Below are 21,444 nucleotides of genomic sequence, written 5' to 3'. Positions count from 1 at the left end.
TCACCATGGCCGAGCCCTCCCCCGACGCGACCCTCCACATCGGCGCCGTCGCGACCCGCACCGAGCTGTCGCTGCGCACGCTGCGGCACTACGACGAGGTGGGACTGGTGCGGCCGTCGGCGCGCAGCGAGGGCGGGTTCCGCCTGTACACCGAGGACGACGTCGAGCGGCTCCTGCTCGTGCGCCGCATGAAGCCGCTGGGCTTCACGCTCGAGGAGATGGCGGAGCTGCTGGAGATCACCGACGCGCTCGAGGCGGGGACGCTCGACGAGGCGGGGGCCGGCGACGCCCGGTCCCGCCTCGACGGCTACCGCGCCGCCGCCGAGGAACGCCGCGCCGGCCTCGCGCGCAAGCTCGCCATGGCGGACGAGTTCATCGCGCTGCTGCGCACCCGCTGACCCCGTCGTCTCGCCACCCGCACCCCCGGAAAGGCCCACCACCCCGCCGTGTACTCGCTCCTCCTGGCGATCATCTACCTCGCCTTCGTCAGCCTCGGGCTCCCGGACTCCCTCGTCGGGGCCGGCTGGCCCGTCATGCACGCCGACCTGGGCGTCCCCGTCTCCTTCGCCGGCATCATCACCATGATCATCGCCGGCGGCACGATCCTCTCCAGCCTGGCGTCCGAGCGGGTGACGAAGCGGTTCGGCGCCGGCGTCGTCACCGCCGTGAGCGTCGGGCTGACGGCCGCCGCCCTCGTGGGCTTCTCCGTCTCCGGCTCGTTCTGGCTGCTCTGCCTGTGGGCGATCCCCTACGGGCTGGGTGCCGGCGCGGTCGACGCGGCGCTCAACAACTACGTGGCCCTGCACTTCGCGGCACGGCACATGAACTGGCTGCACTCCTTCTGGGGGCTGGGCGCCTCCATCAGCCCGTTCATCATGAGCTACGCCCTCACGTCGGGGCTCGGCTGGTCGAGCGCCTACCGCATCGTCGGCGTCGCGCAGGCCGTGCTCACGGTCGTGCTGATCGCCAGCATCCCGCTGTGGGGGAAGGTCCGCCCGGCCCCCGAGGCCGAGCACCCCGCCGAGCACACCGACGCCGCCGAGCCGCCGGGCGGCGGCCGCTCCCACGTCCCGCTCGCGACGGCGCTGCGGATCCCCGGCGTCCTGCTGATCCTGGCCGCCTTCTTCGCGTACTGCGCCCTCGAGAGCACCGCGATCCTGTGGGCCTCGACGTACCTGGTCACCGACCGCGGGGTCGACTCCGCCACCGCGGCCGCCTTCGCCTCCCTGTTCCTGCTCGGCATCACCGCCGGGCGGTTCCTCGCCGGCTTCTTCGCGGACCGCGTCGGCGACAAGCGGCTGATCCGCGGCGGCTTCGCGGTGGTGGCCCTCGCCGTCGTGCTGATCGCCCTCCCGGTGGGCACCCCCGTCCCCGCCCTGGTCGGGCTCGTGATCGCGGGCCTGGGGTGCGCGCCGATCTACCCGGCGATCATCCACTCCACGCCGGCCAACTTCGGCGCCCGCAGCTCCCAGGCGATCATCGGCATCCAGATGGCCGCGGCGTACACCGGCTCGACGCTCGCGCCGCCCGCCTTCGGCGTGCTCTCGGCCTGGGTGGGTGCCTGGGTGTTCCCCCTGTTCCTCGCCGTGCTCGTGGCGCTCGGCCTGCTCATGTCCGAGCGGCTCAACCGGCTCGTCGCCCGGCGGGGCGACGAGCCGGATCAGGGCGCGACGGCGGGAGCGGTCGGCGCCGCGGAGCGCAGGGGATAGAGCCAGAAGCAGACAAAGGCCAGGGCCGCGAGGACCACCGGCACGCCGCCGATGAGCAGGCGGATGCCGGTGGCCACCTGCGGCACCTGCGTGGCCGCCCCCTCGACGTACCCGCTCGCCGCGAGCACGCCGGCCACGACCACCGCCTGAACGACCACCGACCCGCGGACCACGAAGCCGTTGGCGCCGAAGTACATGCCCTCGCGGCGCAGGCCGGTGCGGCGCTCGTCGTCGTCGATCACCTGGCCGAGGGCCACCTCCAGCACCTGCAGGAGGCCCGCGACGCCGAGACCGACGGCGAGCCCGGCCACGGCGGCGCCGAGCACGGTCGTGGGCAGCAGGTACAGGCAGGTCGCGAGCCCGTAGACGGCGACGACGGCGAGCATCGTGGTGCGCGGCCCGAGCCGGCGCACCACCCACGACCAGCCCCAGATCGCCGGGATCGCGGCCACGAAGATCGGCGCCAGCAGCAGCGTCGCGTCGGCGTCGGTGCCGCCCACGGTGTACTTCACGTAGAACGGGATGCCCGCGAGCAGCACCGACGTCGTGCTCTGCAGCAGCAGCGAGCCCAGCACGTACGTGACGAACGCGCGGTTGGCGAAGGTGTAGCGCAGCTGGTCGCGGAGCCCGACGGCGGACTCCCGGGCCCGCACGGCGTCGTCCGCGTCGCGCTCCACCATGCCCAGCAGCGACCAGGCGAAGAACGCGGCGCACACGACGGCGAGCGCGACACCCATCCCCGCCCAGCCGATCGCGTCGTACAGCAGCGGCGCACCCGCGGTGCCGAGGATCATCCCGACCAGCGCGAAGAGCTGCCGGGGCGCGTTGCCGCGCGCCCGCTCCGCCGTCGTGCGGAAGATCTCCGGGAACAGCGCGGACACGTTGAGCACGACCGCCACGTACGCGACGTCGAACACCGCCACGACGAGCAGGAACCACACGACGAGCCCCGCCGCCGGCAGGGCGGGCGGCGCCCACACGAGCGCGAACGACACGACGAGCGGCACGATCCCCAGCACGATCCACGGCACCCGCCGGCCCCAGCGCGTGCGGCGCCGGTCGGAGGCCGCGCCCACCACCGGGTTGAGCACCGCGTTGAGGACGCCGTGCGCCACCATCGCGCCCGCGACCCAGCCCGCGGGCACGCCGAGGTGGTCCACGTAGAAGAAGACGACGAACGCGGAGAACGTCTGCAGCATGAGGTTCGCCGGGAACGCCGACGCGCCGTACGCCACGGCCTGCGCCCGGGTGGGCGCCCCCTCGAGCCGCCGGTCGCGCAGCCGGGCGAGCACGCCCGTCCCGGCCGCGGTGTCGCTCACCGCTCGCCCCGCTGCACCGCGCGCAGGTCGCGCCAGCCGACGCGGACCAGGCCCTCGTCCGCGATCACGGCGGCCACGTCCGGGTCGCGCAGCAGTCGCTCCTCGTGGCCGCGCTTGGGCGCCGCGTAGTCGACGGCGTCGCGCAGCTCGTCGTCGTGCAGCATCGGGTGCAGGAAGATCTCCGTGACCCCCGGCCGCACGTCGCGCAGCAGGTCGAGGAAGCCCGCCTTCACCGTCTCGTAGCCCTCGGCGTCGGGGGTGCCCTCCCCCGCCAGCTCGAACGGGTGCGTCCACAGCCGGTCGAGGATGACGACGCCGGCCGCGTCGGCGGCCGCGGTGGCGGCGTCGAGGATCGCCTGCGAGCCGGGCGCGTCCGGGTCCGCGCCCATGGCCCCGAGCCCGTCCAGCGAGCGCGGCAGCCGGAACGGCAGGCCGCGTGCGGCCGCGAGCCCGAGCACCTGCGGCAGGAACGACCGCCCCGTCGCGAGCCCGTAGACCGAGCCCATGTGGTTGTCGAGGTGCGTGACGTCCACGCCCGCGGCGAGCGCCCCGTCGAGCTGCGCCGTGAGCTCGGCCTCGACGTCCTCGTCCCGGGCCTGCCGTTCGACGACGTCGACGGCCGCGGGGAAGTACCCGGCGCCGTCCACCAGCGACGTGCCCACGCCCGTCAGCGGGCGCCACCGGTAGCGGGTCCACTCGCTGGTGAGGACCAGGTGCACGCCGACGTCGAGCCCGGGGTCCGCGGCCGCCGACGCGAGGGCGTCCGGCGCCCACGGGCACGGCACCATCACCGTCGAGGAGTCGAGGTGCCCCGCCGCGAGCAGCGGCAGGATCGCGCGGTTGGCGGCGCGGCACATGCCCAGGTCGTCCGCGTTGAGGATGATCGCGCGGGCGTCAGGGGCGAGGCCGAGGCGTGCGGTGAGGTCGGACGGCGGCGCGTCGGCCGCGTTCACCGGGCCGCCCGGTCCGCGATCCCGGCGCGCAGTGCCTCGCCGGCCACCCACGCGGCGCCCAGCACGGCGCCGTCCGCGCCGAGCGGCGATGCGTCGACGTGCACGGGCAGGACGCCGACACGGTCGCGCAGGTAGCTGGCGACCCGCTCGTGGATCGGGGGGCGCGCGGCCTCGTCGGCGAGGACGAAGGCCTCCGGGTCGAGCACGATCGCCAGCGACGCGACGATGACGGCGACCCGGCGGGCCAGCTCCGCCACGACGTCGTCAGCGACGCCGTCGCCGTGCTCCGCGCGGTCGATCAGCTCGTGGACGGTGATGTCCTCCGGCAGGTCGTGGTCCTTCGCCAGCGTCGCGATCGCCGCGTCGCCCAGCACCTGCTCCCCCAGCGCGTGCCCCGGCTGCGGCAGGAAGGCCACCTCGCCCGCGATGCCCGCGGCGCCCCGGTGCACCCGGCCGTCGAGCACGATGCCCGCGCCGAAACCCTCGCCGAACGAGACGGTCACGAACGTGGACCGGCCCTGCCCGGCCCCCCGGTGCTGCTCCGCGACGGCGGCCAGGTTCACGTCGTTGTCCAGCGTGACGGGGCAGCCGAGGGCATCCACGAGCGCGTCGTGCAGCGCCGTCCCGCCCTTCTCGTAGCCGGGCACGTGCAGCACCGTCGTGCGGTCGGCGCCCACCACCGCGGGGAACGCCACGACCGCGCGGCTCACCTCGACCCCGCGGCCCGGCTCGAGCCGCGCCTCGACGTCCTCGCGGCACGAGTTCGCCAGCACCGCCGCCGCCCGCGCCCGCGCCACGGGGGTGCGCTGGACGTCACGCCGCTCGGCCCGCGCCCGGACGGCGCCGGTCGCGTCCACGAGGGCGACGCGCACCCGGTCGCGGGCGACGTCCACGCCGAGGCCGAAGGCCGAGTCCGGGTCCACCTCCAGGACGTCGGACCCGCGCAGCGGGCCGGGAGTTCCGGTGTCAGGGGTGGTGGGCATCTGGCCTCCGTCGGAGCGTCGCGGGACGCGATCGTCCCGGCGCTGCGAGCCTAGCCACGCCCCGCCGACGTTGTCGACGCGAGGTGTCGGCGCTGCTCAGGCGCCAGATCCGCCCCGGGTGCAGGGATCAGGACTGGGCGCTCTCGTGGGAGCGTCCGATGCCGCGGACCGCGTCCACCGCCCCCCGCACGCGACGCGCGTTCACCGCGAGCACGACGTCCCGGTACTGCCCGGCCCGGTGCAGCTGGCCCCGGAGGTCGTTCGACGACGCGCGGTGCTTGAGGTCGCACGGCACCTCGACGGCCACGTACCCCTGGCGGAGCAGGTCGATCGTCATGCCGGTCTCGACACCCCAGCCGTGCGCCAGCGGCGTGGCGGCCTCGAACGCCTCACGGGTGAGGCAGCGCATGCCGGACAACGGTTGGCTGGGGCTCCACCCGGTGAGGTGCTGGATGGCGCGGCGCGCCGTGCCGACGACGATGCCGCGGCCGCCGGCCCCGGTCTGCTTCGGCAGCAGCGCGATGGCGACGTCGGCCACGCCCTCGCGCACGGGGGCGACGAGAGGGGCCGTGTTGACGGCCGTGTCGCCGAGGTCGCCGTCGACGAACAGGAGGAGCCGCGGGGCGCGGCCGTCGGCGTCGCGCATCGCGACGACGGCCGCGCCGGTCTCCATCGCGGCCGCCTTGCCGCGGTTGTGCGAGTGCCGGACGACGACGGCCCCGGCGTCGCGGGCGACGTGCTGCGTGTCGTCCGTCGAGCCGTCGTCGACCACGAGCACGAGGTCGACGTGCGGGATCGCGCGCGCCGAGCGCACCGTCGCCGCGATCCGCGCGGCCTCGTCCTTCGCGGGGATGATCACCGCGACGCGCTGCGGGTTGCGGCGCCCCTGGGCGACCGGTGGCCGCGGGGTCTTGGCGACCGGCAGCGCCCCCACGCGCGTCGTCGTGACGCCGCCGTCACCGCCGGCGACGGTGTTCCGCTCGCCGGCCTCGTCCTGGCTGGTGGACACCTCAGCGCCCGTGCGGGTCGCCCCGTGGTCCGTGTTCACGACTCCCTGCCTGTTGGGTTCTCTCGCTCGTGTCGGCCGGCGGTCGGCCGGCGTGCTGTGCGGTGCCCCCTTGGGGGAATCACCGGAGATCAGAAGAGCAATCTTTTCCTGAGAAACTCTACTCCCCCGGAACGCCCGACCTCGGGTCAAGAAACGGTGTCGAGCGGGACGGTCCGTGAAGATCGTGCGGAGCCCGCGACCTCGCGGGGACCGCCGGCGGCCGGGGCCGCCGGGCGGCGCCGCATCAGCGCAGCGTCACCTGTCGGGAGACGATACCGGCCCGGGCGCGTCGCTCGTTCGCGTCGAGCGGCTCGGTGACCGCGAGCGCCTCCTCGAGCTTGCCCGCGAGCTCGGCCACGGGCTCCTCCAGCTCCGCCGCCTCGGTGCCGCGCGGCAGCTCCCACACCGGCACGACGAGCCCGCAGGCGCGGAACATCCCGAGGAACTTGCCGCCCGCCAGGCCGGACTCGCGGCGCGCGTGCAGCCGCGCGATCGCGTCGACGACGGCGTCCTCGTCCTCCGTGCGCGCCCAGCGCAGGAACTCGCGCGACATGCGGCACCAGTACGCCGCGGGGACCGCTGCCAGCTTCACGGTGGGGATGGAGGACTCCGCCGCCTCGTCCAGGGACTCGCGGATCTCGTCCGTCATCTGCGTCCCGGCGTCGACCCAGTAGTCGTAGCCGTCGTGCACGGTCACCTCGAACGGGACGTCGAGGTCGAGGACGTCCTGGAGGCGGGGGTCGTCGTCCGCAGGGGCCGACAGCTCCTCGGGCAGCACGCCCGAGCCGGGCTCCGCCGCGAGCGCCGCGAGGAGCGCGGCGGCCAGGTCGCGGCTGAGGTCGTCGGAGGTGCCCAGGCCCTGCAGCGCGAGCAGCACCGTGCCGTCCTCGCGGTGCAGCGCGCACCAGCCGCCCGGCAGGACGGTCGTGACGGTGACGTCGCGGCCGCCGTGGTCCGCCGTCGTGCGCGCCGTCGCCGTGGCGGACGGCACCACCTCGCGCAGCGCGACCCAGTCCGCCTCCCCGGGAAGCCCCTCGAACGGACGCAGGACAGGGGCGGTCGCAGAGCTCTTGGCCATGCCCGCGATCCTATCGGCCCGGCGCACCCTCCTCCCGCCCGAGTCGTGCCGGTCCTGCCGAGGTGGTGGTGGTGCCCAGGGAGGTCCGGTACCACCTTGCCGGGCCCATCCCCCGGCGGGCGTGGGTACGGTGACGGGATGGAGCCGTGGCGCCGCCTCGTGGCGGACTACCGGACGGGCCTCGGCGACGGCGCCCAGCCCGACGACGACGTCCCGCCGCTCGACGGCGCACCGGACGCCTGGCTCGCCGCCACGCTGCCGGTGCTGGACCTGGCGCTGGGGTCGGTCGCGGCCCTCGCCTCTGCCGCCCGTCGGTCGGGCGCGACGGGCCCCCTGGTGGAGCGCGGGCCGTCGCCGGCGCGGGTCGCGGCGTCGTTCGGCTCCGACCGGCTGCTGCGGCTCGACGGGCGGCCGGTCCCGGGGTTCGCGCCGCTGTCCGGCTTCTTCCGCACCCGCGACGGCTGGGTGCGGACGCACGCCAACTACCCGCACCACCGGGCCCGCCTGCTGCACCTCCTCGGCCTGCCCGACGGCGCCGACCGCGACGGCCTCGCCGACCGGCTCGCTGCCGTCTCGGCGGCCACGCTGGAGGACGATGCCGCCGCCGCGGGCGCGATCGTCGTCCGCGTGCGCGCCGAGGCGGAGTGGCGCACGTCCGTGCCCGGCCGGGCTGCGTGGCGAGGCCCCCTGGTGCGGTCCGGGGTGCGCGACGACGTCGTCGCGCGACCGGCGGAGCTCCCCGGCGGGGCCGCACCCCTCGCGGGGCTGCGCGTGCTCGACCTCACCCGCGTGATCGCCGGCCCCGTCGCCACCCGGGCGCTGGGCGCCCTCGGCGCCGACGTGCTGCGTGTCGACCCGCCCGTGCCCGCGGAGATCCGACACCAGCACCTCGACGTCGGGCAGGGCAAGCGCACCTCCCTGCTCGACCTGCACGACGCCGGCGACCGCGACCGCGCGCAGGCGCTCCTGGACGACGCCGACGTGCTGGTCACCGGCTACCGCCCCGGCGCGCTCGACCGGTTCGGGCTGCGCCCACCGCCGGGCGCCGTCGTCGCGCACGTGTCCGCCTGGGGCGACGACGGGCCGTGGGCGCACCGCCGCGGCTTCGACTCGATCGTGCAGGCGGCGTCGGGCGTCGCGCTGCTCGAGTCGCCGGACGGCGAGGCGCCCGGCGCGCTGCCCGCGCAGGCGCTCGACCACGCGACGGGCTACCTGCTCGCCGCCGGCGTCGTGGACGCGCTCGCCGCCCGCGACGACGGCCGCGGGCGCGACGTCGCGGCGTCGCTCGCGCGCACCGCCGCCTGGCTGCTCGACGCCGGCGCCCGGGATCCCGGACACCCGCCGGCCGCCGCGCCCGGCCCGGAGGCGGTCGTGAGCCACGGCCACCGTCCGCGCGTCACGACCGCGCGCCCCGCGCTGCCCGGCCACGACGACCACCCGGCGCCCGCCCACCCCTGGGGCACGGACCACGCCGCGTGGCAGGAAGCGCCGCCGTCGTGAGGGTGATCCCCGCCCCGGGAAGTGCGAGGGGCGCAGGGCTCTGGTCTGATCGGACCTGACCCGGCGCGCACCGCCCGGGCGGCGACGAGAGGGGTCGGCGATGGCGGTCGTGACGCGGGGGTTCGGGGGCCGGCGCCCCGAGCCGGAGCACGAGATCCCGCCGGGGCAGTTCGTCACGGACGACTTCCCCGTGCTGTCGGCGGGGCCGACCCCGGACGTCGACGAGTCCCGCTGGGAGCTCACCGTCCGCACGGAGACGGGCGAGGGCACGTCGTGGACGTGGGAGCAGCTCCTGGCGCTGCCCGCCGAGGACGTCGTCACGGACATCCACTGCGTCACGCACTGGACCAAGCTCGGCACGACGTGGCGCGGCGTCTCCCTGGACACGCTGCTGGCCGACGTCGAGACGAGCGCGGAGTTCGTCATGGCGCGCTCGTACGGCGGCTACACCACGAACCTGCCGCTGCAGGACCTGCTCGACGGGCAGGCGTGGGTGGCGTACGAGTTCGAGGGCGAGCCGCTGGAGCCGGTGCACGGCGGGCCGGCCCGGCTGCTGGTGCCGCACCTGTACTTCTGGAAGAGCGCCAAGTGGCTGCGCGGCCTCGACCTCATGGACGACGACGACCTGGGCTTCTGGGAGCAGAACGGGTACCACGCCTACGGCGACCCCTGGCTCGAGCAGCGGTACGCGTGAGCTGGCACGTCGCGACGGTCGTCGGGGCGCGGCCCCTGACGGGCACCGCCCGCGCCCTGACCCTGGCGGTGCCCGGGTTCGTCGGCGCGCTGCCCGGCCAGCACGTCGACGTGCGGCTCACCGCCCCCGACGGCTACCAGGCCACCCGCGCCTACTCGCTCGCCGAGACGGGGCACGACGAGCGGGTCGACCTCGTCGTGGACGAGGTGCCCGACGGCGAGGTGTCGCCCTACCTGGTCCGCGACGCCCGGCCGGGCGACCAGCTCGAGGTGCGCGGCCCGCTCGGCGGGTACTTCGTCTGGCACGACGCCGACACCGCCCCGGTGCTGCTCGTGGCCGGCGGCTCCGGCGTCGTGCCGTTCCTCGCGATGCTGCGCGCCCGCCGCAGCACCGGGCGCCGGGCGCCGTTCCGCCTCGTGTGCTCCGTGCGCGCGCCCGCCGACGCCATCGAGCGCGGGGAGGTCGACACCCCCGACCGCGGGTTCGACGTGCGCTGGGTCTTCACGCGCGAGGCCCCGCCCGGGTGGCCGACGCCGCCGCGCCGGATCACGACCGACGACCTCGCCGCCCCCGGGTTCGGCCCGGACGACGGCACGGACGTCTTCGTCTGCGGCCCCACCGGCTTCGTGGAGGCGGCGGCCGGCCTGCTCACCGCCCTCGGGCACCCGCCCGACCGCGTCCGCACCGAGCGTTTCGGAGGTGCCTGATGTCGTCCCCCGCCGCACCCGCAGCCGACCGGACCGCCCTCGACGGGTCGGCCCTGGCCGGCACGCTGAGCGAGGTCTACGCCTTCGAGACGACGCGCGCCGTCGTGCGCTGCTCCAGCTGCGGGCACACCGACGTCCTCGCCCGCACCACCGTGCACCTGTCCGCCATGGGCGGCGTCGTGCGCTGCGCGACCTGCGCCGCCGTCCTGCTCGTCGTCGTCGAACGACCCGACGGGGTCCGCGTGTCCGCGTCCGGCGCGGCCTGGGTGCAGGCACCGCCCCGCTGATCCCGTCGGAACGGCAGTTCGCGCTCAGGGCGGCAGTTCGAACTGCCGACCCGAGCACGAACTGCCGCTCTCATCGGGTCCCGGCGCCGAGGAACTCCCGGAGTGTCGCGACCCAGGCGTCGAACCCGTCGAGGTGGGCGTCGTGGCTCGCGTCGGCGAGGTCCGCGCGTCGGGTGCTCGGCCGGCGTGCGAGCAGCTCGTCCTGCTGCTCCGACGTGAACATCCCGTGCTCGGCGAAGACTGCGAGGGTCGGGACGGACAGGCGCTCCCACTCCGCCCAGCGGGGTTCGTGGACCGCCTCGAGCGTCCGGCGCATGACGTCCGCGTCGAAGCGCGGCCGCAACCCGTCCGGGGTCCGCTCGAGGTCGGCGATCCACGCGGACGTCAGCGGGGACTCCCCGAGGAACGCGCGGGCGCGCTGCTCGTCGGCGAAGGGGACGGGCCAGGACGCGAAGTACGCGCCCAGCGCCGCGGCCGCCTCCGGGCCCTCGCCCGCGCCGGCGTGCCCCTCGAGCATCACGAGCCGGTCGACCAGATCAGGCCTGGCCTCGGCGACCAGGAACGCGGTGTGCGCCCCCATCGACTGGCCCACCAGGGCGACCGACCGCCCCGGCGCGAGGCACTCGACCACCGCGATCACGTCGTCGACGAAGGCCTGGCGAGAGAGGTCGGCCGGACGGCGCGTGCTGGCGCCGTGGCCGCGCTGGTCGAGCAGCAGCACCCGAGACGCGTCCGCGAGACCGCGCGCGGTCGCCATGAGCTCGCGAGAGCTGCCCGCCAGACCGTGCAGGAGGAGCACCGGCGGACCGTCGCCGCCCGTGTCCGCGACGGAGAGGTCCACCGGCCCACGGCGGACCACGGTCCTCAGCACAGGAACCCCCGCCTCACAGGTGGTCGAGCCACTGCAGCACGGCGCCCTCGCGCAGCGCCCACGGGCAGATCTCGACCTCGTCGACGCCGAGCGCGCGCATGGTCTCCTCCGCCACGACCGCCCCGCCGACGATCTGGTACGTGCGCTCCGGCGTCACGCCGGGCAGCGCGGTACGGCCCTCGGCGGTGAGGCGGGCCAGCCGCGGCACCCAGTCCGCGAGCTGGGGCAGGCGCAGCCGCCAGCGGTCGTCCGGGCCGACGGCCTCCACCTGCATGCCGGCCAGCCGCGCGAGCGAGCGGAACGTCTTCGACGTCGCGACGACGTGGTCGGGCGCGGGCACCGTCGCCAGCCGGTCGACGACGGGCGCCAGCAGCGCGCGGGCGTGCACGCGCAGCGCCTGGACCTGGTCGGGCGGGGGCGGGTCGTCGGGCAGGTACTCACGCGTGGTCCGGCCGGCGCCGAGCGGCACGGACGCGGCGAGGTCCGGCTCCTCGTCCACGCCGGAGGCGATCTCCAGCGAGCCGCCGCCGATGTCGAGCACCAGGAGCCGGCCGGCCGCCCACCCGTGCCAGCGGCGGGCGGCGAGGAACGTCAGCCGGGCCTCGTCCTCGCCCGACAGCACGACCACCTCGCGGCCCACGCGCCCGGCGATCTCCGCGAGCACCGCGGCGCCGTTCGCGGCGTCCCGCAACGCGGACGTCGCCATCGGCAGCAGCTCGTCGACCGCGGACTCGCGGGCGAGCTCCATGACGTCGTCGACGGCGGCCAGGATCGTGCGCCGCCCCTCGGCCGTGACCGCGCCGTCGGCGTCGAGATACCGCATGAGGCGCACCGTGATCTTGCGCTCCGCGTGCGGCACGGGCCGCACGCCGTACCGCGCGTCCAGCACGAGCAGGTGCACCGTGTTGGAGCCGATGTCGATCACGCCGAGGCGGGGCGCGGAGGCCCGGGCTGCGCTGCTCATGGCAGCCGAGCGTAGCGGCGGCGTCGGACGCCGTGCCCGCCCCGCGCACGACGACGCCCGGTCCCGCGGGGCGGGGCCGGGCGTCGTGAGCCGGTCAGCTGGGGATCGTCAGGAGAGCGCCTTCGCCTTGAGCTGCGCGTACTCCTCCGGCGTGATGGTGCCCTCGTCGAGCAGCTTCTTCGCCTGGGCGATGTGGTCGGCCGGGCTGCCCGCGACCTCCCGGATGTACGCGTCGGTGCCGGCCTTGGCCTCCTTCACCGCCGCGAGCTGACGCTCCGACATCCCCCGCCCGCGGGCGATGAGGTAGACGAGGGCGGACAGCAGCGGGATGAAGATCAGGAGGATCACCCACACCGCCTTCCACCAGCCCGACAGGTCCCGGTCACGGAAGAGGTCGGTGAGGATCTGGAACAGCACCATCAGGTAGGCGATGAACAGGAAGATCCAGACGAGGTACCAGAAGAAGTCCCAGAAGGTTTCCATCGCGCGTGTCCTTTCGAGCGGTCCCAACCATCGACAGGTCGACCGGTGGCGGACCCGTGTGCCCGCGCTGGGAACGCTAGTGGCGACATGCCGGACGCGCGCGTCGAAACGGGGTGATCTGGGCCTCGACCCGGCGAACCGGGCTCTGCGGGAGGTTCGCGACAGGCGGGACGGTCAGCGGCGGTCGGCGCGCTCGGCGTCCTCGACGAGCTCCTCGGCGCCCGCGACGACGGCGGCCTCCTCGGCCCGAGCCCGGGCCAGCGCGTCGGCGCGCACGGCCTGGATCTCCCCGTGCAGGGAGGCGTGCACGCGCTTGCGGACGTCGCGCGCGATGGCGTCGACGTCGGCCTCGTCGGCGGTCTCGCCACGGGCCGCCAGCTCCGTGGTGAGGCGGTCGACCGCCGCGTCGATCTCCCGGCGGACCTCGACCTCGGCCGCGTCGAACAGCGCCACGACCGCGGCGTCCGCGGCGCGGCCCAGGCGGGTCTCCTCGAAGCCCGAGGCCGCGTCGTCCACGATCCGCCGGGCCCGGTCGACGACGTCCGCGGCCGTGGCCGGGGCGTGCGCCTTGAGCGTGCCCAGGTCGTACAGCAGCACGCCCTCGACGTCGGCCACGCGGGGGTCGACGTCGCGGTGCAGCGCCAGGTCGAGGATGACGAGGGGGCGCGGCTCCGGCTCGTCGCCGGCGGCGGCCGCGGCCCGCTCGCGCGAGCGCACCACCGCGGCGGCGTCGAGCACGTACTCCAGGGACGCCTCGGCCCGCCCGTCCGCGACGGCGCCGGCGGGCCGCCGGCCGCGCGCGCCCGAGCACGACACGACGAGGTCGGCGTCGGCCAGCGCCTCGACGAGGTCCGGTGCCGCCTCGACGTCGTGACCCTCCGCGAAGACCTCCGCGCGGCCGGAGCGCGAGTACACCCGCACGTCGTCGCAGCCGCGGGCGCGCAGCGCCGCCACCGACGCCCCCGCGTAGGAGCCCGTGCCGATCAGCACCGCGCGCACACCCCGCCACGACCCGTCCCGCTCGGCACGGCCGCGCAGCAGGTCACGACCCGCGAGGTCCAGCCCGAGCGACACGACGGACCGCCCGGCACCGCCGAGCTCCGTGTGCGTGCCGACACGCTTCGAGGTGCGCGACGCCGTCTGGAACAGCAGCTCGAGGGTCTTCGACGTGGTGCCGTCCGCGCGGGCCTCGGAGAGGGCGCGCTTCACCTGCCCGGCGATCTCCCGCTCCCCCACGACCATCGAGTCCAGGCCCGCCGCCACCGTGAACAGGTGCGAGGTGACCTCCGGCCCGGTGCGGACCGTGAACGAGTCGGCCGCGACGTCCTCGGACACCCCGGAGCTCGCGGCGACCAGGGCGGCGACGTGGCGCGTGGTGTGCCGGACGGCGTCGCCGTGCAGGGGCGCGTCCACGTCCAGGTAGAGCTCGAAACGGTTGCACGTGGAGATCACCACGGAGCCCTGCACGGGCCCGCACGACCCCACGGCGACACGCCCGACGGAGCCGGACCCGGTGGACAGCCGCTCGAGGGCGTCCAGGTCCAGCTCGCGGTGCGAGGCGGTCAGGGAGAGGAGTACCACAGTGGCTCCACTTTAAGAGGGCCGAACAACCGGGGCAGAATCGTGAACCGTGACACCCCCCACGATCCCGGCCGAGACGCCGTCCGAGCCCACCCAGCTGCCCGCCGACCACCCGTTGGTCGACGGCCGGACGACGCGTGCCCCGCTGGTGCGTGCCCTGCGGGGCGACCGTCCGGACGTGACCCCCGTGTGGTTCATGCGGCAGGCCGGCAGGTCGCTGCCCGAGTACCGCGAGGTCCGTCAGGGGGTAGGGATGCTCGACTCCTGCCTCCGGCCACCGCTCGCCGCGGAAATCACCCTCCAGCCCGTGCGCCGTCACCATGTGGACGCCGCCGTCTTCTTCAGCGACATCGTCGTGCCGCTGCGGCTCGCGGGCGTGGACGTCGACATCAAGCCCGGCGTCGGCCCCGTGATGGACCAGCCGTACCGCACGGCCGAGGACGTCGCGCGGCTCACCTCGCGGACGCTCGACGACGGCGCGCTCGCGCCGATCGCGGAGGCCGTGCGGCTGACGGTGGCCGAGCTGGGCGACGTGCCGCTGCTCGGCTTCGGCGGCGCGCCGTTCACGCTCGCGGCCTACCTGGTCGAGGGCCGCCCGTCGCGCGACCACCTCGCCGCGCGCACCCTCATGCACGCCGACCCCGAGACGTGGGCACGGCTCACCGCCTGGACGGCCGAGCTCACCGGCCGCTTCCTGCGCACGCAGGTGCTCGCCGGCGCGTCCGCCGTGCAGCTCTTCGACTCCTGGGCGGGCTCCCTGTCCCTGGCCGACTACACCGCGCACGTGGCGCCGTCGTCGACCGCCGCGCTGGCGCACGTCGCCGATCTGCGCGGCCCCGACGGCGGCCTGCCCGCCATCCACTTCGGCACCGGCACCGGGCACCTGCTGCCCGCGCTGCGCGACGTGCTGGACGCCGCCGGCGTCGCGCACCCCGCCGTCGGCGTCGACTACCGCACCCCCCTCGACGAGGCCGCCGCCCTGCTCGCCGATCACCCGCGCGGCGCCGTGCCCGTGCAGGGCAACATCGACCCCGCCCTGCTGGGCGCCCCGTGGCCCGTGCTCGAGGCGCACGTGCGCGACGTCGTCGCCCGCGGCACCGGCGCCCCCGGGCACGTGGTCAACCTGGGCCACGGCGTGCCGCCGGACACCGACCCGACCGTGCTCACGCGCGTCGTCGAGCTGGTGCACTCGCTGTGACGCCCCTCCCGCCGCTGGGCGCCCCCGACGCGGCCTCCGGCCGGCCCGCCCGGCCGCCGGAGCACGTCGACGCGGTCGTCGTCGGCGGCGGGATCGGCGGGCTCGTCGCGGCCCGCACGCTGACCCGCCGCGGCCTCCAGGTGGTGCTGCTCGAGGCGTCCGACCGCGTGGGCGGCCCCGTGCGCGGCGGCGCGTTCGGCTCGCCGCCCGTGCGGCTCGACCTCGGCGCCGAGTCGTTCGCCGCGCGCGGCACCACGGTCACGGACCTGGCGGAGGAGCTCGGGCTGGACGTCGTGAGCCCGGCGGCCCTGTCCGCCTGGGGGTACGCGGCGGGGCGCGCCTTCCCGCTGCCGAAGGCGGGCGTGCTCGGCATCCCGTCGGTCCCGTGGGCGGCCGACGTGCGGCGCGCGATCGGCTGGCTCGGCGTCGCCCGAGCGGCCCTGGACCGCGTGCTTCCGCGGTTCGTCGCGGACACCACCGACCTGGGCACGCTGGTGCGCTCCCGGCTGGGGCGCCGCGTGGCCGACCGGCTCGTCGCGCCCGTCGCCACCGGGGTGCACTCCGCGCCGCTCGACCGCCTCGACGTCGCCGCCGTCGCGCCCGGGCTGCTCGACGCGTTCGCCCGCACGGCGTCGCTGTCGCGGGCCGTCGCCGAGCTGCGGGCGGCCGCCCCGGCCGGGTCCGCCGTGCGCGGGATCGACGGCGGCATCCACGCCGTCGTCGAGGCGCTCACCGGCGAGATCGCCGCGAGCGCCGAGGAGTTCGCCGACTCGCCGCGCACCGACGCGACCGGCCCCATCCACGCCGCCGTGCGCGTGGGGCAGCAGGTCGACGGCGTGCAGCGGGTCGGCGCGGACTGGCAGGTCACCACGACCGTCGGCGACACCGTGCGCGCGCCGCGGCTGGTCGTGACGACGCCGCACGTCGCGCCGCTGCTGGCGCCATGGGTCACGGCGCCGGGCGAGGCCGAGCCGGGCACGGTGCCCGTGCCGACACCGGAGGCGGGCGCCGACATCTGGCTCGCGACGCTCCTGCTCGACGCGCCCGAGCTCGACGACGCCCCCCGCGGCTCCGGGATGCTCGTCGCGCCCGACGCCGAGAGCGCGGCGGACGCGGGAGTCGCGGGGGACAGCAAGGGCGCGGCCGGGGTGCGCGCCAAGGCGCTGACGCACGCGACGGCGAAGTGGCCGTGGCTGGCCGACCGGGTGCGGCGGGCCGCCGGGCCGGGGGTGCACGTGGTGCGGCTGTCGTACGGCCGGATCGGCACGACGACGGAGCCGCCGTCCGCCGAGGAGGCCGCCCGCGACGCGTCCGCGCTGCTCGGCGTCGACCTCACCGACCGCGTCCGCGACCACCTGCTGCAGCGCTGGGACGGCTCGCTGCCCCCGCCGACCCCCGCCTACCGCGCGCAGGTCGCCGCGTTCAGCGCCGCCGTCGGGCACACGCCGGGGCTGGCCGTGACCGGTGGCTGGGTGGCGGGCACCGGCCTCGCGGCGATCGTCGCGCACGCGCAGGCCGCCGTCGCCGCACTCTGACCCGCGACCTGTCAGAGCCAGGTAGGGGTATACCCGGCTGTGGCTCTGACAGGTCTCCGGCACCTGGAGTTGTCAGAGCCAGGTCGGGCCATACCCCGACCTGGCTCTGACAACTTGCGGCGTGGTGTCGACGCATCGTCATGACCTGGCGTCACGACGTCGGGGTGAACGGTGTGAGATCGGCCTCCGGCCCGCCGGAAGTTGTCCACAGGCGGTGCCCCTGCGCGACACTGGACCGGTGAGCACCCCCGAGACCGCCCCCGCCCCGCTGCGCCTCGGCACCCGCGGCAGCGCCCTCGCGACGACGCAGTCCGGCCTGGTCGCGCGCCGGCTGGAGGAGCTGCTGGGCCGGCCGGTCGAGCTGGTGCGCATCCGTACCGAGGGCGACGTGAAGACCGGCTCGCTCGCGTCGCTGGGCGGCACCGGCGTGTTCGTCACGGCGCTGCGGGAGGCGCTGCTCGACGGGCGCTGCGACGTCGCCGTGCACTCGCTCAAGGACCTGCCGACGGCGCAGCCCGCCAAGCTCACGATCGTCACCCCCGAGCGGGAGGACCCGCGCGACGCGCTGTGCGCCCGCGACGGCCTGACCCTCGACACACTGCCGCGCGGCGCCCGCGTCGGCACGGGCTCCCCGCGCCGGGCGGCGCAGGTGCAGGCCGCGCGCCCCGACGTCGAGCTGGTGGACATCCGCGGCAACGTCGAGACCCGGCTGGCCCGCGCGCTCGGCCCGGACGCCGACCTCGACGCCGTCGTGCTCGCGCTCGCCGGCCTGACCCGGCTGGGCCGCACCGAGGTGGTCACGCAGGCACTCGACCCGGCCGTCGTCGCCCCCGCCCCCGGGCAGGGCGCGCTCGCCGTCGAGGCCCGCACCGCCGACGTCGTTCCCGGCACCCCGCTGGCGGACGCGTTCGCCGCCCTCGACCACCGCCCCACGCGGCTCTCGGTGCTGGCCGAGCGCGCGGTGCTCGCGCGGCTCGAGGCCGGCTGCGCGGCGCCGGTCGGCGCGCACGCCCGCGTCGAGGCGGGCGAGCTGCAGCTCACCGCGGTGGTCGCCCGCGTCGACGGGACGGAGCAGCTCACGCACAGCGCGTCCGCCGCGCTCGCGGCGAACGACGCCCCCCTGGACCATGCGGCGCAGGACGACGCCGCGACCGCCCTGGGCTTCCGCGTGGCCGAGGCGCTGCTCGCCGACGGCGCGGCCCGCCTCGCGCCACTGGTGGGCGGCAGCGGCGAGCCCCGCACGGGCGAGGCGGACGACGTCACGCCGCGGCCCGACGTCGAGCCCCTGCACACGCCCACCGGCACCGACGACCCGGAGGGCGCGTGACCGAGGACGCCGCCCGCGAGGGCACGGGCCGGGCCGGGTCCGTGCTGGTGGCGCGGGCACCCGGCCGCGGCGCCGGGCTCGCCGCGCGGCTGCGCGACCACGGGCTGGACGTCGTCGTCGCGCCCGTGATCGAGCGTGCCCCGGCGGACGACCTCGCGCCGCTCGACGACGCCGTCCGCGGCCTGGCACGCGGTGCCTTCGTCTGGGTCGCCGTGACCAGCGTCAACGCCGTCGACGCGCTCGCCGACGCCGCCGCCCGGACCGGCACCAGCCTCGCGGAGGCCCGCGCGCGCTGGGCCGCCGTCGGCCCCGCGACGACCCGCGCGCTCGCCGCGGCCGGCGTCACGTCCGACCTCGTGCCGGACGACGACGCCACCGCCGCCGGGCTGGTCGCGGCGTTCCCCGACCCGGCCGCCACCGACCCGGAGACGCCGGCCGTGCTGCTGCCGCTCGGCGACCTCGCCCGACCGACCCTCGACGACGGGCTGGCCGACCGCGGCTGGGCGCCGCACGTCGTGACGGCCTACCGGACGGTGCGCCACGCGCTGCCCGCGGAGGTCGCGAAGCGCGCCCGTGCCGGCGGCTTCGACGTCGTCATCGTCTCGTCCGGCTCGGTGGCGCGCGAGATCGCCGCCCAGACGGGCACGGCCACCCCGGTCGTCGCCATCGGCGGGCCGTCGGCCGACGCCGCCCGCGAGGCCGGGCTGCGCGTCGCCGCCGTCGCGGCGCGCCCCACCGACGACGCGCTCGCCGCCGCCGTCGAGCAGGCGCTGGCAGAAACCCGGCCCACGGGAGCGAACCGTGCGCCTGAAACCTCAGCGAAGGAGCACCCGTGAGCACCTCGGGCACCGGCATCGTGTACCGACCGCGCCGCCTGCGCGCCACCCCCCGCATGCGGCGGCTGGCCGCCGAGACGCGCCTGCACGCGGCGGACCTCGTCCTGCCGCTGTTCGTCAAGGAGGGCCTGGCGGAGCCCGCACCGATCACCTCGATGCCCGGCCAGGTGCAGCACACCGAGGCCACGCTGCGCGACGCCGTCGCCGACGCGGCGCGCGCGGGCCTGGGCGGCGTCATGCTGTTCGGGATCCCCGCCGAGCGCGACGCGACCGGCACCGCCGGCGACGACCCCGACGGCGTCCTGCAGCGCGGCATCCGGATCGCGCGCGAGGCCGTCGCGGCGGTCGAGTCGGAGGTTTCAGCAGGCTCGTCCGGGCGCCCGGGCCCCGTCGTCATGGCCGACACCTGCCTGGACGAGTTCACGGACCACGGCCACTGCGGCGTGCTCGCCGCCGACGGCACGGTGGACAACGACGCGACACTCGACCGGTACGCGGCGATGGCCGTCGCGCAGGCGCGGGCGGGCGCGGAGGTCGTGGCGCCGTCCGGGATGATGGACGGCCAGGTGGCCGTCATCCGCGACGCGCTCGACGACGCGGGCTTCGAGCAGGTGAGCATCCTCGCCTACAGCGCCAAGTACGCGAGCGCCTTCTACGGCCCGTTCCGCGAGGCCGTCGACAGCGCCCTGCAGGGCGACCGCCGCACGTACCAGATGGACGCCGCCAACGCCCGCGAGGGCCTGCGCGAGGCGGACCTCGACCTCGCCGAGGGCGCGGACATGGTCATGGTGAAGCCGGCCGGCACGTCCCTCGACGTGCTGCGCGGCGTCGCGGACCGGTCCGACGTGCCCGTCGCGGCGTACCAGGTCAGCGGCGAGTACGCCATGATCGAGGCGGCCGCCGCGAACGGCTGGATCGACCGCAAGGGCGCCGTGCTCGAGTCGGTGACCGCCATCAAGCGCGCCGGCGCCGACGTCGTCCTCACCTACTGGGCCAACGAGATCGCGGAGTGGATCAAGTGACCGTACCGAGCATGACGACCGACAATCACGCCGCGTTCCTGCGCGCCCAGGCCGCCATCCCCGGGGGCGTGAACTCCCCCGTCCGGGCGTACGGCTCGGTGGGCGGCGACCCGCGGTTCCTCGCGAGCGCGCGCGGCCCGTACGTCACCGACGTCGCGGGGCGCGAGTACGTCGACCTGGTCTGCTCGTGGGGCCCGGCGCTGCTGGGGCACGCGCACCCCGAGGTCGTCGCGGCCGTGCAGGACGCCGCCGCGCGCGGCCTGTCGTTCGGCGCGCCCACGGTGGCCGAGGTGGAGCTCGCGGAGGAGATCCGCCGCCGGGTGCCCGTCGCCGAGCGGGTGCGCCTCGTGTCCACGGGCACCGAGGCGACGATGACGGCGGTCCGCCTGGCGCGTGGCGTCACCGGACGGCCCCTCGTCGTGAAGTTCGCCGGCTGCTACCACGGGCACGTCGACGCGCTGCTGGCGGAGGCCGGGTCGGGCGTCGCGACGCTCGCCATGCCGGGCACCGCCGGGGTCACGGAGGCGTCCGCGGCCGAGACGCTGGTGCTCCCCTACAACGACCTCGCCGCCGTCGAGGCCGCGTTCGCGCAGCACGGCTCGCGGATCGCCGCCGTCATCACCGAGGCGAGCCCCGCCAACATGGGCGTGGTGCCCCCGGCCGAGGGCTTCAACGAGGGCCTGCGCCGGATCACGCGCGCGCACGGCGCCCTGTTCGTCATGGACGAGGTGCTCACCGGCTTCCGCGTCGGCCCGTCCGGCTGGTGGGGGCTGGAGAACGCGCGCATCCGGGGCGAGGGCGGCGAGGGGTACACCCCCGACCTGATCACCTTCGGCAAGGTCGTGGGCGGCGGCATGCCCGTGGCGGGCCTGGGCGGCCCGGCGTCGATCATGGACCAGCTCGCCCCGACCGGCCCCGTCTACCAGGCGGGCACGCTGTCCGGGAACCCCGTGGCCGTCGCGGCCGGCCTCACCACGCTGCGCCTCGCCGACGACGCCGTCTACGCCCGCGTCGATGCCGTCGCGGACACGATCGCCACCGCGCTCGGCGAGGCCCTCTCCGCCGAGGGCGTGGAGCACCGCGTGCAGCGCGCGGGCTCGCTGTTCTCGACGTTCTTCGGCCCGTTCGCCGCCGCCGAGGGCGTGCGCGACTACGCGCAGGCCCAGGCGCAGGAGGCGTACCGCTACCGCGCGCTGTTCCACGCGCTGCTCGACGCCGGCGTCAACCTGCCGCCGTCCGTCTTCGAGGCGTGGTTCGTCTCCGCCGCGCACGACGACGACGCGGTAAACCGCATCCTCGACGCCCTGCCCGCCGGCGCCCGCGCCGCCGCCGCGGCGACCGCCTGACGC

Annotated in this window: 21 protein-coding genes; 12 read left to right on the top strand and 9 right to left on the bottom strand. The window is 76.4% G+C overall.

The features are described 5' to 3' along the window. The first annotated feature begins 5 nt into the window (after positions 1–5). Positions 6–398 (top strand): MerR family transcriptional regulator, encoded by a 393-nt coding sequence (locus ABZ493_RS18425; protein ID WP_430583575.1) that lies wholly within the window; start codon positions 6–8, stop codon positions 396–398. 48 nt (positions 399–446) lie between these two features. Beyond that, positions 447–1,709, top strand: a complete 1,263-nt coding sequence (locus tag ABZ493_RS18420; RefSeq protein WP_430583574.1) for an MFS transporter — start codon at positions 447–449, stop codon at positions 1,707–1,709. Here ABZ493_RS18420 and ABZ493_RS18415 read toward each other — a convergent pair. From ABZ493_RS18415 to ABZ493_RS18395, 5 genes are all read right to left on the bottom strand, one after another. Beyond that, complete coding sequence (locus tag ABZ493_RS18415; protein ID WP_430583573.1) at positions 1,661–3,028, bottom strand: MFS transporter; 1,368 nt, start codon at positions 3,026–3,028, stop codon at positions 1,661–1,663. The genes ABZ493_RS18420 and ABZ493_RS18415 overlap by 49 nt on opposite strands. Beyond that, positions 3,025–3,981, bottom strand: coding sequence for a polysaccharide deacetylase family protein (locus tag ABZ493_RS18410; RefSeq protein ID WP_430583572.1), 957 nt, complete (start codon positions 3,979–3,981; stop codon positions 3,025–3,027). Before ABZ493_RS18410 ends, ABZ493_RS18415 begins: the two co-directional genes overlap by 4 nt. Further along, complete coding sequence (locus ABZ493_RS18405; protein ID WP_430583571.1) at positions 3,978–4,964, bottom strand: ROK family protein; 987 nt, start codon at positions 4,962–4,964, stop codon at positions 3,978–3,980. Before ABZ493_RS18405 ends, ABZ493_RS18410 begins: the two co-directional genes overlap by 4 nt. Positions 4,965–5,091: 127 nt before the next feature. Then, positions 5,092–5,889: a glycosyltransferase family 2 protein gene (locus tag ABZ493_RS18400; RefSeq protein WP_430583580.1), complete on the bottom strand. Its 798-nt coding sequence runs from the start codon at positions 5,887–5,889 to the stop codon at positions 5,092–5,094. A 367-nt stretch (positions 5,890–6,256) separates the two neighbouring features. Beyond that, positions 6,257–7,090, bottom strand: coding sequence for a DUF5926 family protein (locus tag ABZ493_RS18395; protein WP_430583570.1), 834 nt, complete (start codon positions 7,088–7,090; stop codon positions 6,257–6,259). Between the two features lie 138 nt (positions 7,091–7,228). On the opposite strand from ABZ493_RS18395, the gene ABZ493_RS18390 reads away from it, so the two are divergent. The 4 genes from ABZ493_RS18390 to ABZ493_RS18375 all read left to right on the top strand — a co-directional run bounded on the left by ABZ493_RS18390 (position 7,229) and on the right by ABZ493_RS18375 (position 10,278). Next, positions 7,229–8,590 carry a CoA transferase gene (locus tag ABZ493_RS18390; protein WP_430583569.1) on the top strand — a complete coding sequence of 454 codons (1,362 nt, stop codon included), beginning with the start codon at positions 7,229–7,231 and terminating at the stop codon, positions 8,588–8,590. A 100-nt stretch (positions 8,591–8,690) separates the two neighbouring features. Continuing rightward, positions 8,691–9,284, top strand: a complete 594-nt coding sequence (locus tag ABZ493_RS18385) for a molybdopterin-dependent oxidoreductase (protein ID WP_430583568.1) — start codon at positions 8,691–8,693, stop codon at positions 9,282–9,284. Next, a complete protein-coding gene (locus ABZ493_RS18380; protein ID WP_430583567.1) occupies positions 9,281–9,991 on the top strand; it encodes an FAD-binding oxidoreductase in 711 nt (236 codons plus the stop codon). The genes ABZ493_RS18385 and ABZ493_RS18380 overlap by 4 nt, the downstream gene beginning before the upstream one ends. Then, positions 9,991–10,278, top strand: a complete 288-nt coding sequence (locus ABZ493_RS18375) for a DUF6510 family protein (RefSeq protein ID WP_430583566.1) — start codon at positions 9,991–9,993, stop codon at positions 10,276–10,278. Before ABZ493_RS18380 ends, ABZ493_RS18375 begins: the two co-directional genes overlap by 1 nt. A gap of 70 nt (positions 10,279–10,348) precedes the next feature. On the opposite strand, the gene ABZ493_RS18370 is transcribed toward ABZ493_RS18375, so the two are convergent. The 4 genes from ABZ493_RS18370 to ABZ493_RS18355 all read right to left on the bottom strand — a co-directional run bounded on the left by ABZ493_RS18370 (position 10,349) and on the right by ABZ493_RS18355 (position 14,177). Next, on the bottom strand, positions 10,349–11,119 hold the full coding sequence (locus ABZ493_RS18370; RefSeq protein WP_430583565.1) for an alpha/beta hydrolase: 771 nt from the start codon (positions 11,117–11,119) through the stop codon (positions 10,349–10,351). A gap of 43 nt (positions 11,120–11,162) precedes the next feature. Then, complete coding sequence (locus ABZ493_RS18365; protein WP_430583564.1) at positions 11,163–12,113, bottom strand: Ppx/GppA family phosphatase; 951 nt, start codon at positions 12,111–12,113, stop codon at positions 11,163–11,165. A gap of 108 nt (positions 12,114–12,221) precedes the next feature. Next, positions 12,222–12,596: an SHOCT domain-containing protein gene (locus ABZ493_RS18360; protein WP_430583563.1), complete on the bottom strand. Its 375-nt coding sequence runs from the start codon at positions 12,594–12,596 to the stop codon at positions 12,222–12,224. Positions 12,597–12,770: 174 nt separating this feature from the next. Next, entirely contained in the window at positions 12,771–14,177 is a 1,407-nt protein-coding gene (locus ABZ493_RS18355) for a glutamyl-tRNA reductase (RefSeq protein ID WP_430583562.1), read from the bottom strand. A 49-nt stretch (positions 14,178–14,226) separates the two neighbouring features. Here ABZ493_RS18355 and hemE point away from each other — a divergent pair, with 49 nt between their 5' ends. From hemE to hemL, 6 genes are all read left to right on the top strand, one after another. Beyond that, complete coding sequence (gene hemE, locus ABZ493_RS18350; RefSeq protein ID WP_430583561.1) at positions 14,227–15,375, top strand: uroporphyrinogen decarboxylase; 1,149 nt, start codon at positions 14,227–14,229, stop codon at positions 15,373–15,375. Beyond that, complete coding sequence (locus ABZ493_RS18345; RefSeq protein ID WP_430583560.1) at positions 15,372–16,910, top strand: FAD-dependent oxidoreductase; 1,539 nt, start codon at positions 15,372–15,374, stop codon at positions 16,908–16,910. Before hemE ends, ABZ493_RS18345 begins: the two co-directional genes overlap by 4 nt. 238 nt (positions 16,911–17,148) lie before the next feature. Continuing rightward, positions 17,149–18,237, top strand: coding sequence for a hydroxymethylbilane synthase (hemC, locus tag ABZ493_RS18340; RefSeq protein WP_430583559.1), 1,089 nt, complete (start codon positions 17,149–17,151; stop codon positions 18,235–18,237). Continuing rightward, positions 18,234–19,073, top strand: coding sequence for a uroporphyrinogen-III synthase (locus ABZ493_RS18335; protein WP_430583558.1), 840 nt, complete (start codon positions 18,234–18,236; stop codon positions 19,071–19,073). The genes hemC and ABZ493_RS18335 overlap by 4 nt, the downstream gene beginning before the upstream one ends. A gap of 56 nt (positions 19,074–19,129) precedes the next feature. Next, positions 19,130–20,095: a porphobilinogen synthase gene (gene hemB / locus ABZ493_RS18330; protein WP_430583579.1), complete on the top strand. Its 966-nt coding sequence runs from the start codon at positions 19,130–19,132 to the stop codon at positions 20,093–20,095. An 11-nt stretch (positions 20,096–20,106) separates the two neighbouring features. Then, positions 20,107–21,441 carry a glutamate-1-semialdehyde 2,1-aminomutase gene (gene hemL, locus ABZ493_RS18325; protein ID WP_430583557.1) on the top strand — a complete coding sequence of 445 codons (1,335 nt, stop codon included), beginning with the start codon at positions 20,107–20,109 and terminating at the stop codon, positions 21,439–21,441. Positions 21,442–21,444: the final 3 nt, after the last annotated feature.

The organism is Isoptericola sp. NPDC019482, assembly GCF_040632295.1.
Taxonomy (GTDB): Bacteria; Actinomycetota; Actinomycetes; order Actinomycetales; family Cellulomonadaceae; genus Isoptericola.
This window is presented reverse-complemented; position numbering and strand designations above follow the sequence as displayed.

Coding starts and splice junctions, on each gene's coding strand:
- ABZ493_RS18425 (WP_430583575.1), top strand. CDS start 6: ATGGCCGAGCCCTCCCCCGACGCGACCCTCCACATCGGCGCCGTCGCG.
- ABZ493_RS18405 (WP_430583571.1), bottom strand. CDS start 4,964: ATGCCCACCACCCCTGACACCGGAACTCCCGGCCCGCTGCGCGGGTCC.
- ABZ493_RS18395 (WP_430583570.1), bottom strand. CDS start 7,090: ATGGCCAAGAGCTCTGCGACCGCCCCTGTCCTGCGTCCGTTCGAGGGG.
- ABZ493_RS18390 (WP_430583569.1), top strand. CDS start 7,229: ATGGAGCCGTGGCGCCGCCTCGTGGCGGACTACCGGACGGGCCTCGGC.
- ABZ493_RS18385 (WP_430583568.1), top strand. CDS start 8,691: ATGGCGGTCGTGACGCGGGGGTTCGGGGGCCGGCGCCCCGAGCCGGAG.
- ABZ493_RS18375 (WP_430583566.1), top strand. CDS start 9,991: ATGTCGTCCCCCGCCGCACCCGCAGCCGACCGGACCGCCCTCGACGGG.
- ABZ493_RS18365 (WP_430583564.1), bottom strand. CDS start 12,113: ATGAGCAGCGCAGCCCGGGCCTCCGCGCCCCGCCTCGGCGTGATCGAC.
- ABZ493_RS18360 (WP_430583563.1), bottom strand. CDS start 12,596: ATGGAAACCTTCTGGGACTTCTTCTGGTACCTCGTCTGGATCTTCCTG.
- hemB (WP_430583579.1), top strand. CDS start 19,130: ATGCGGCGGCTGGCCGCCGAGACGCGCCTGCACGCGGCGGACCTCGTC.
- hemL (WP_430583557.1), top strand. CDS start 20,107: ATGACGACCGACAATCACGCCGCGTTCCTGCGCGCCCAGGCCGCCATC.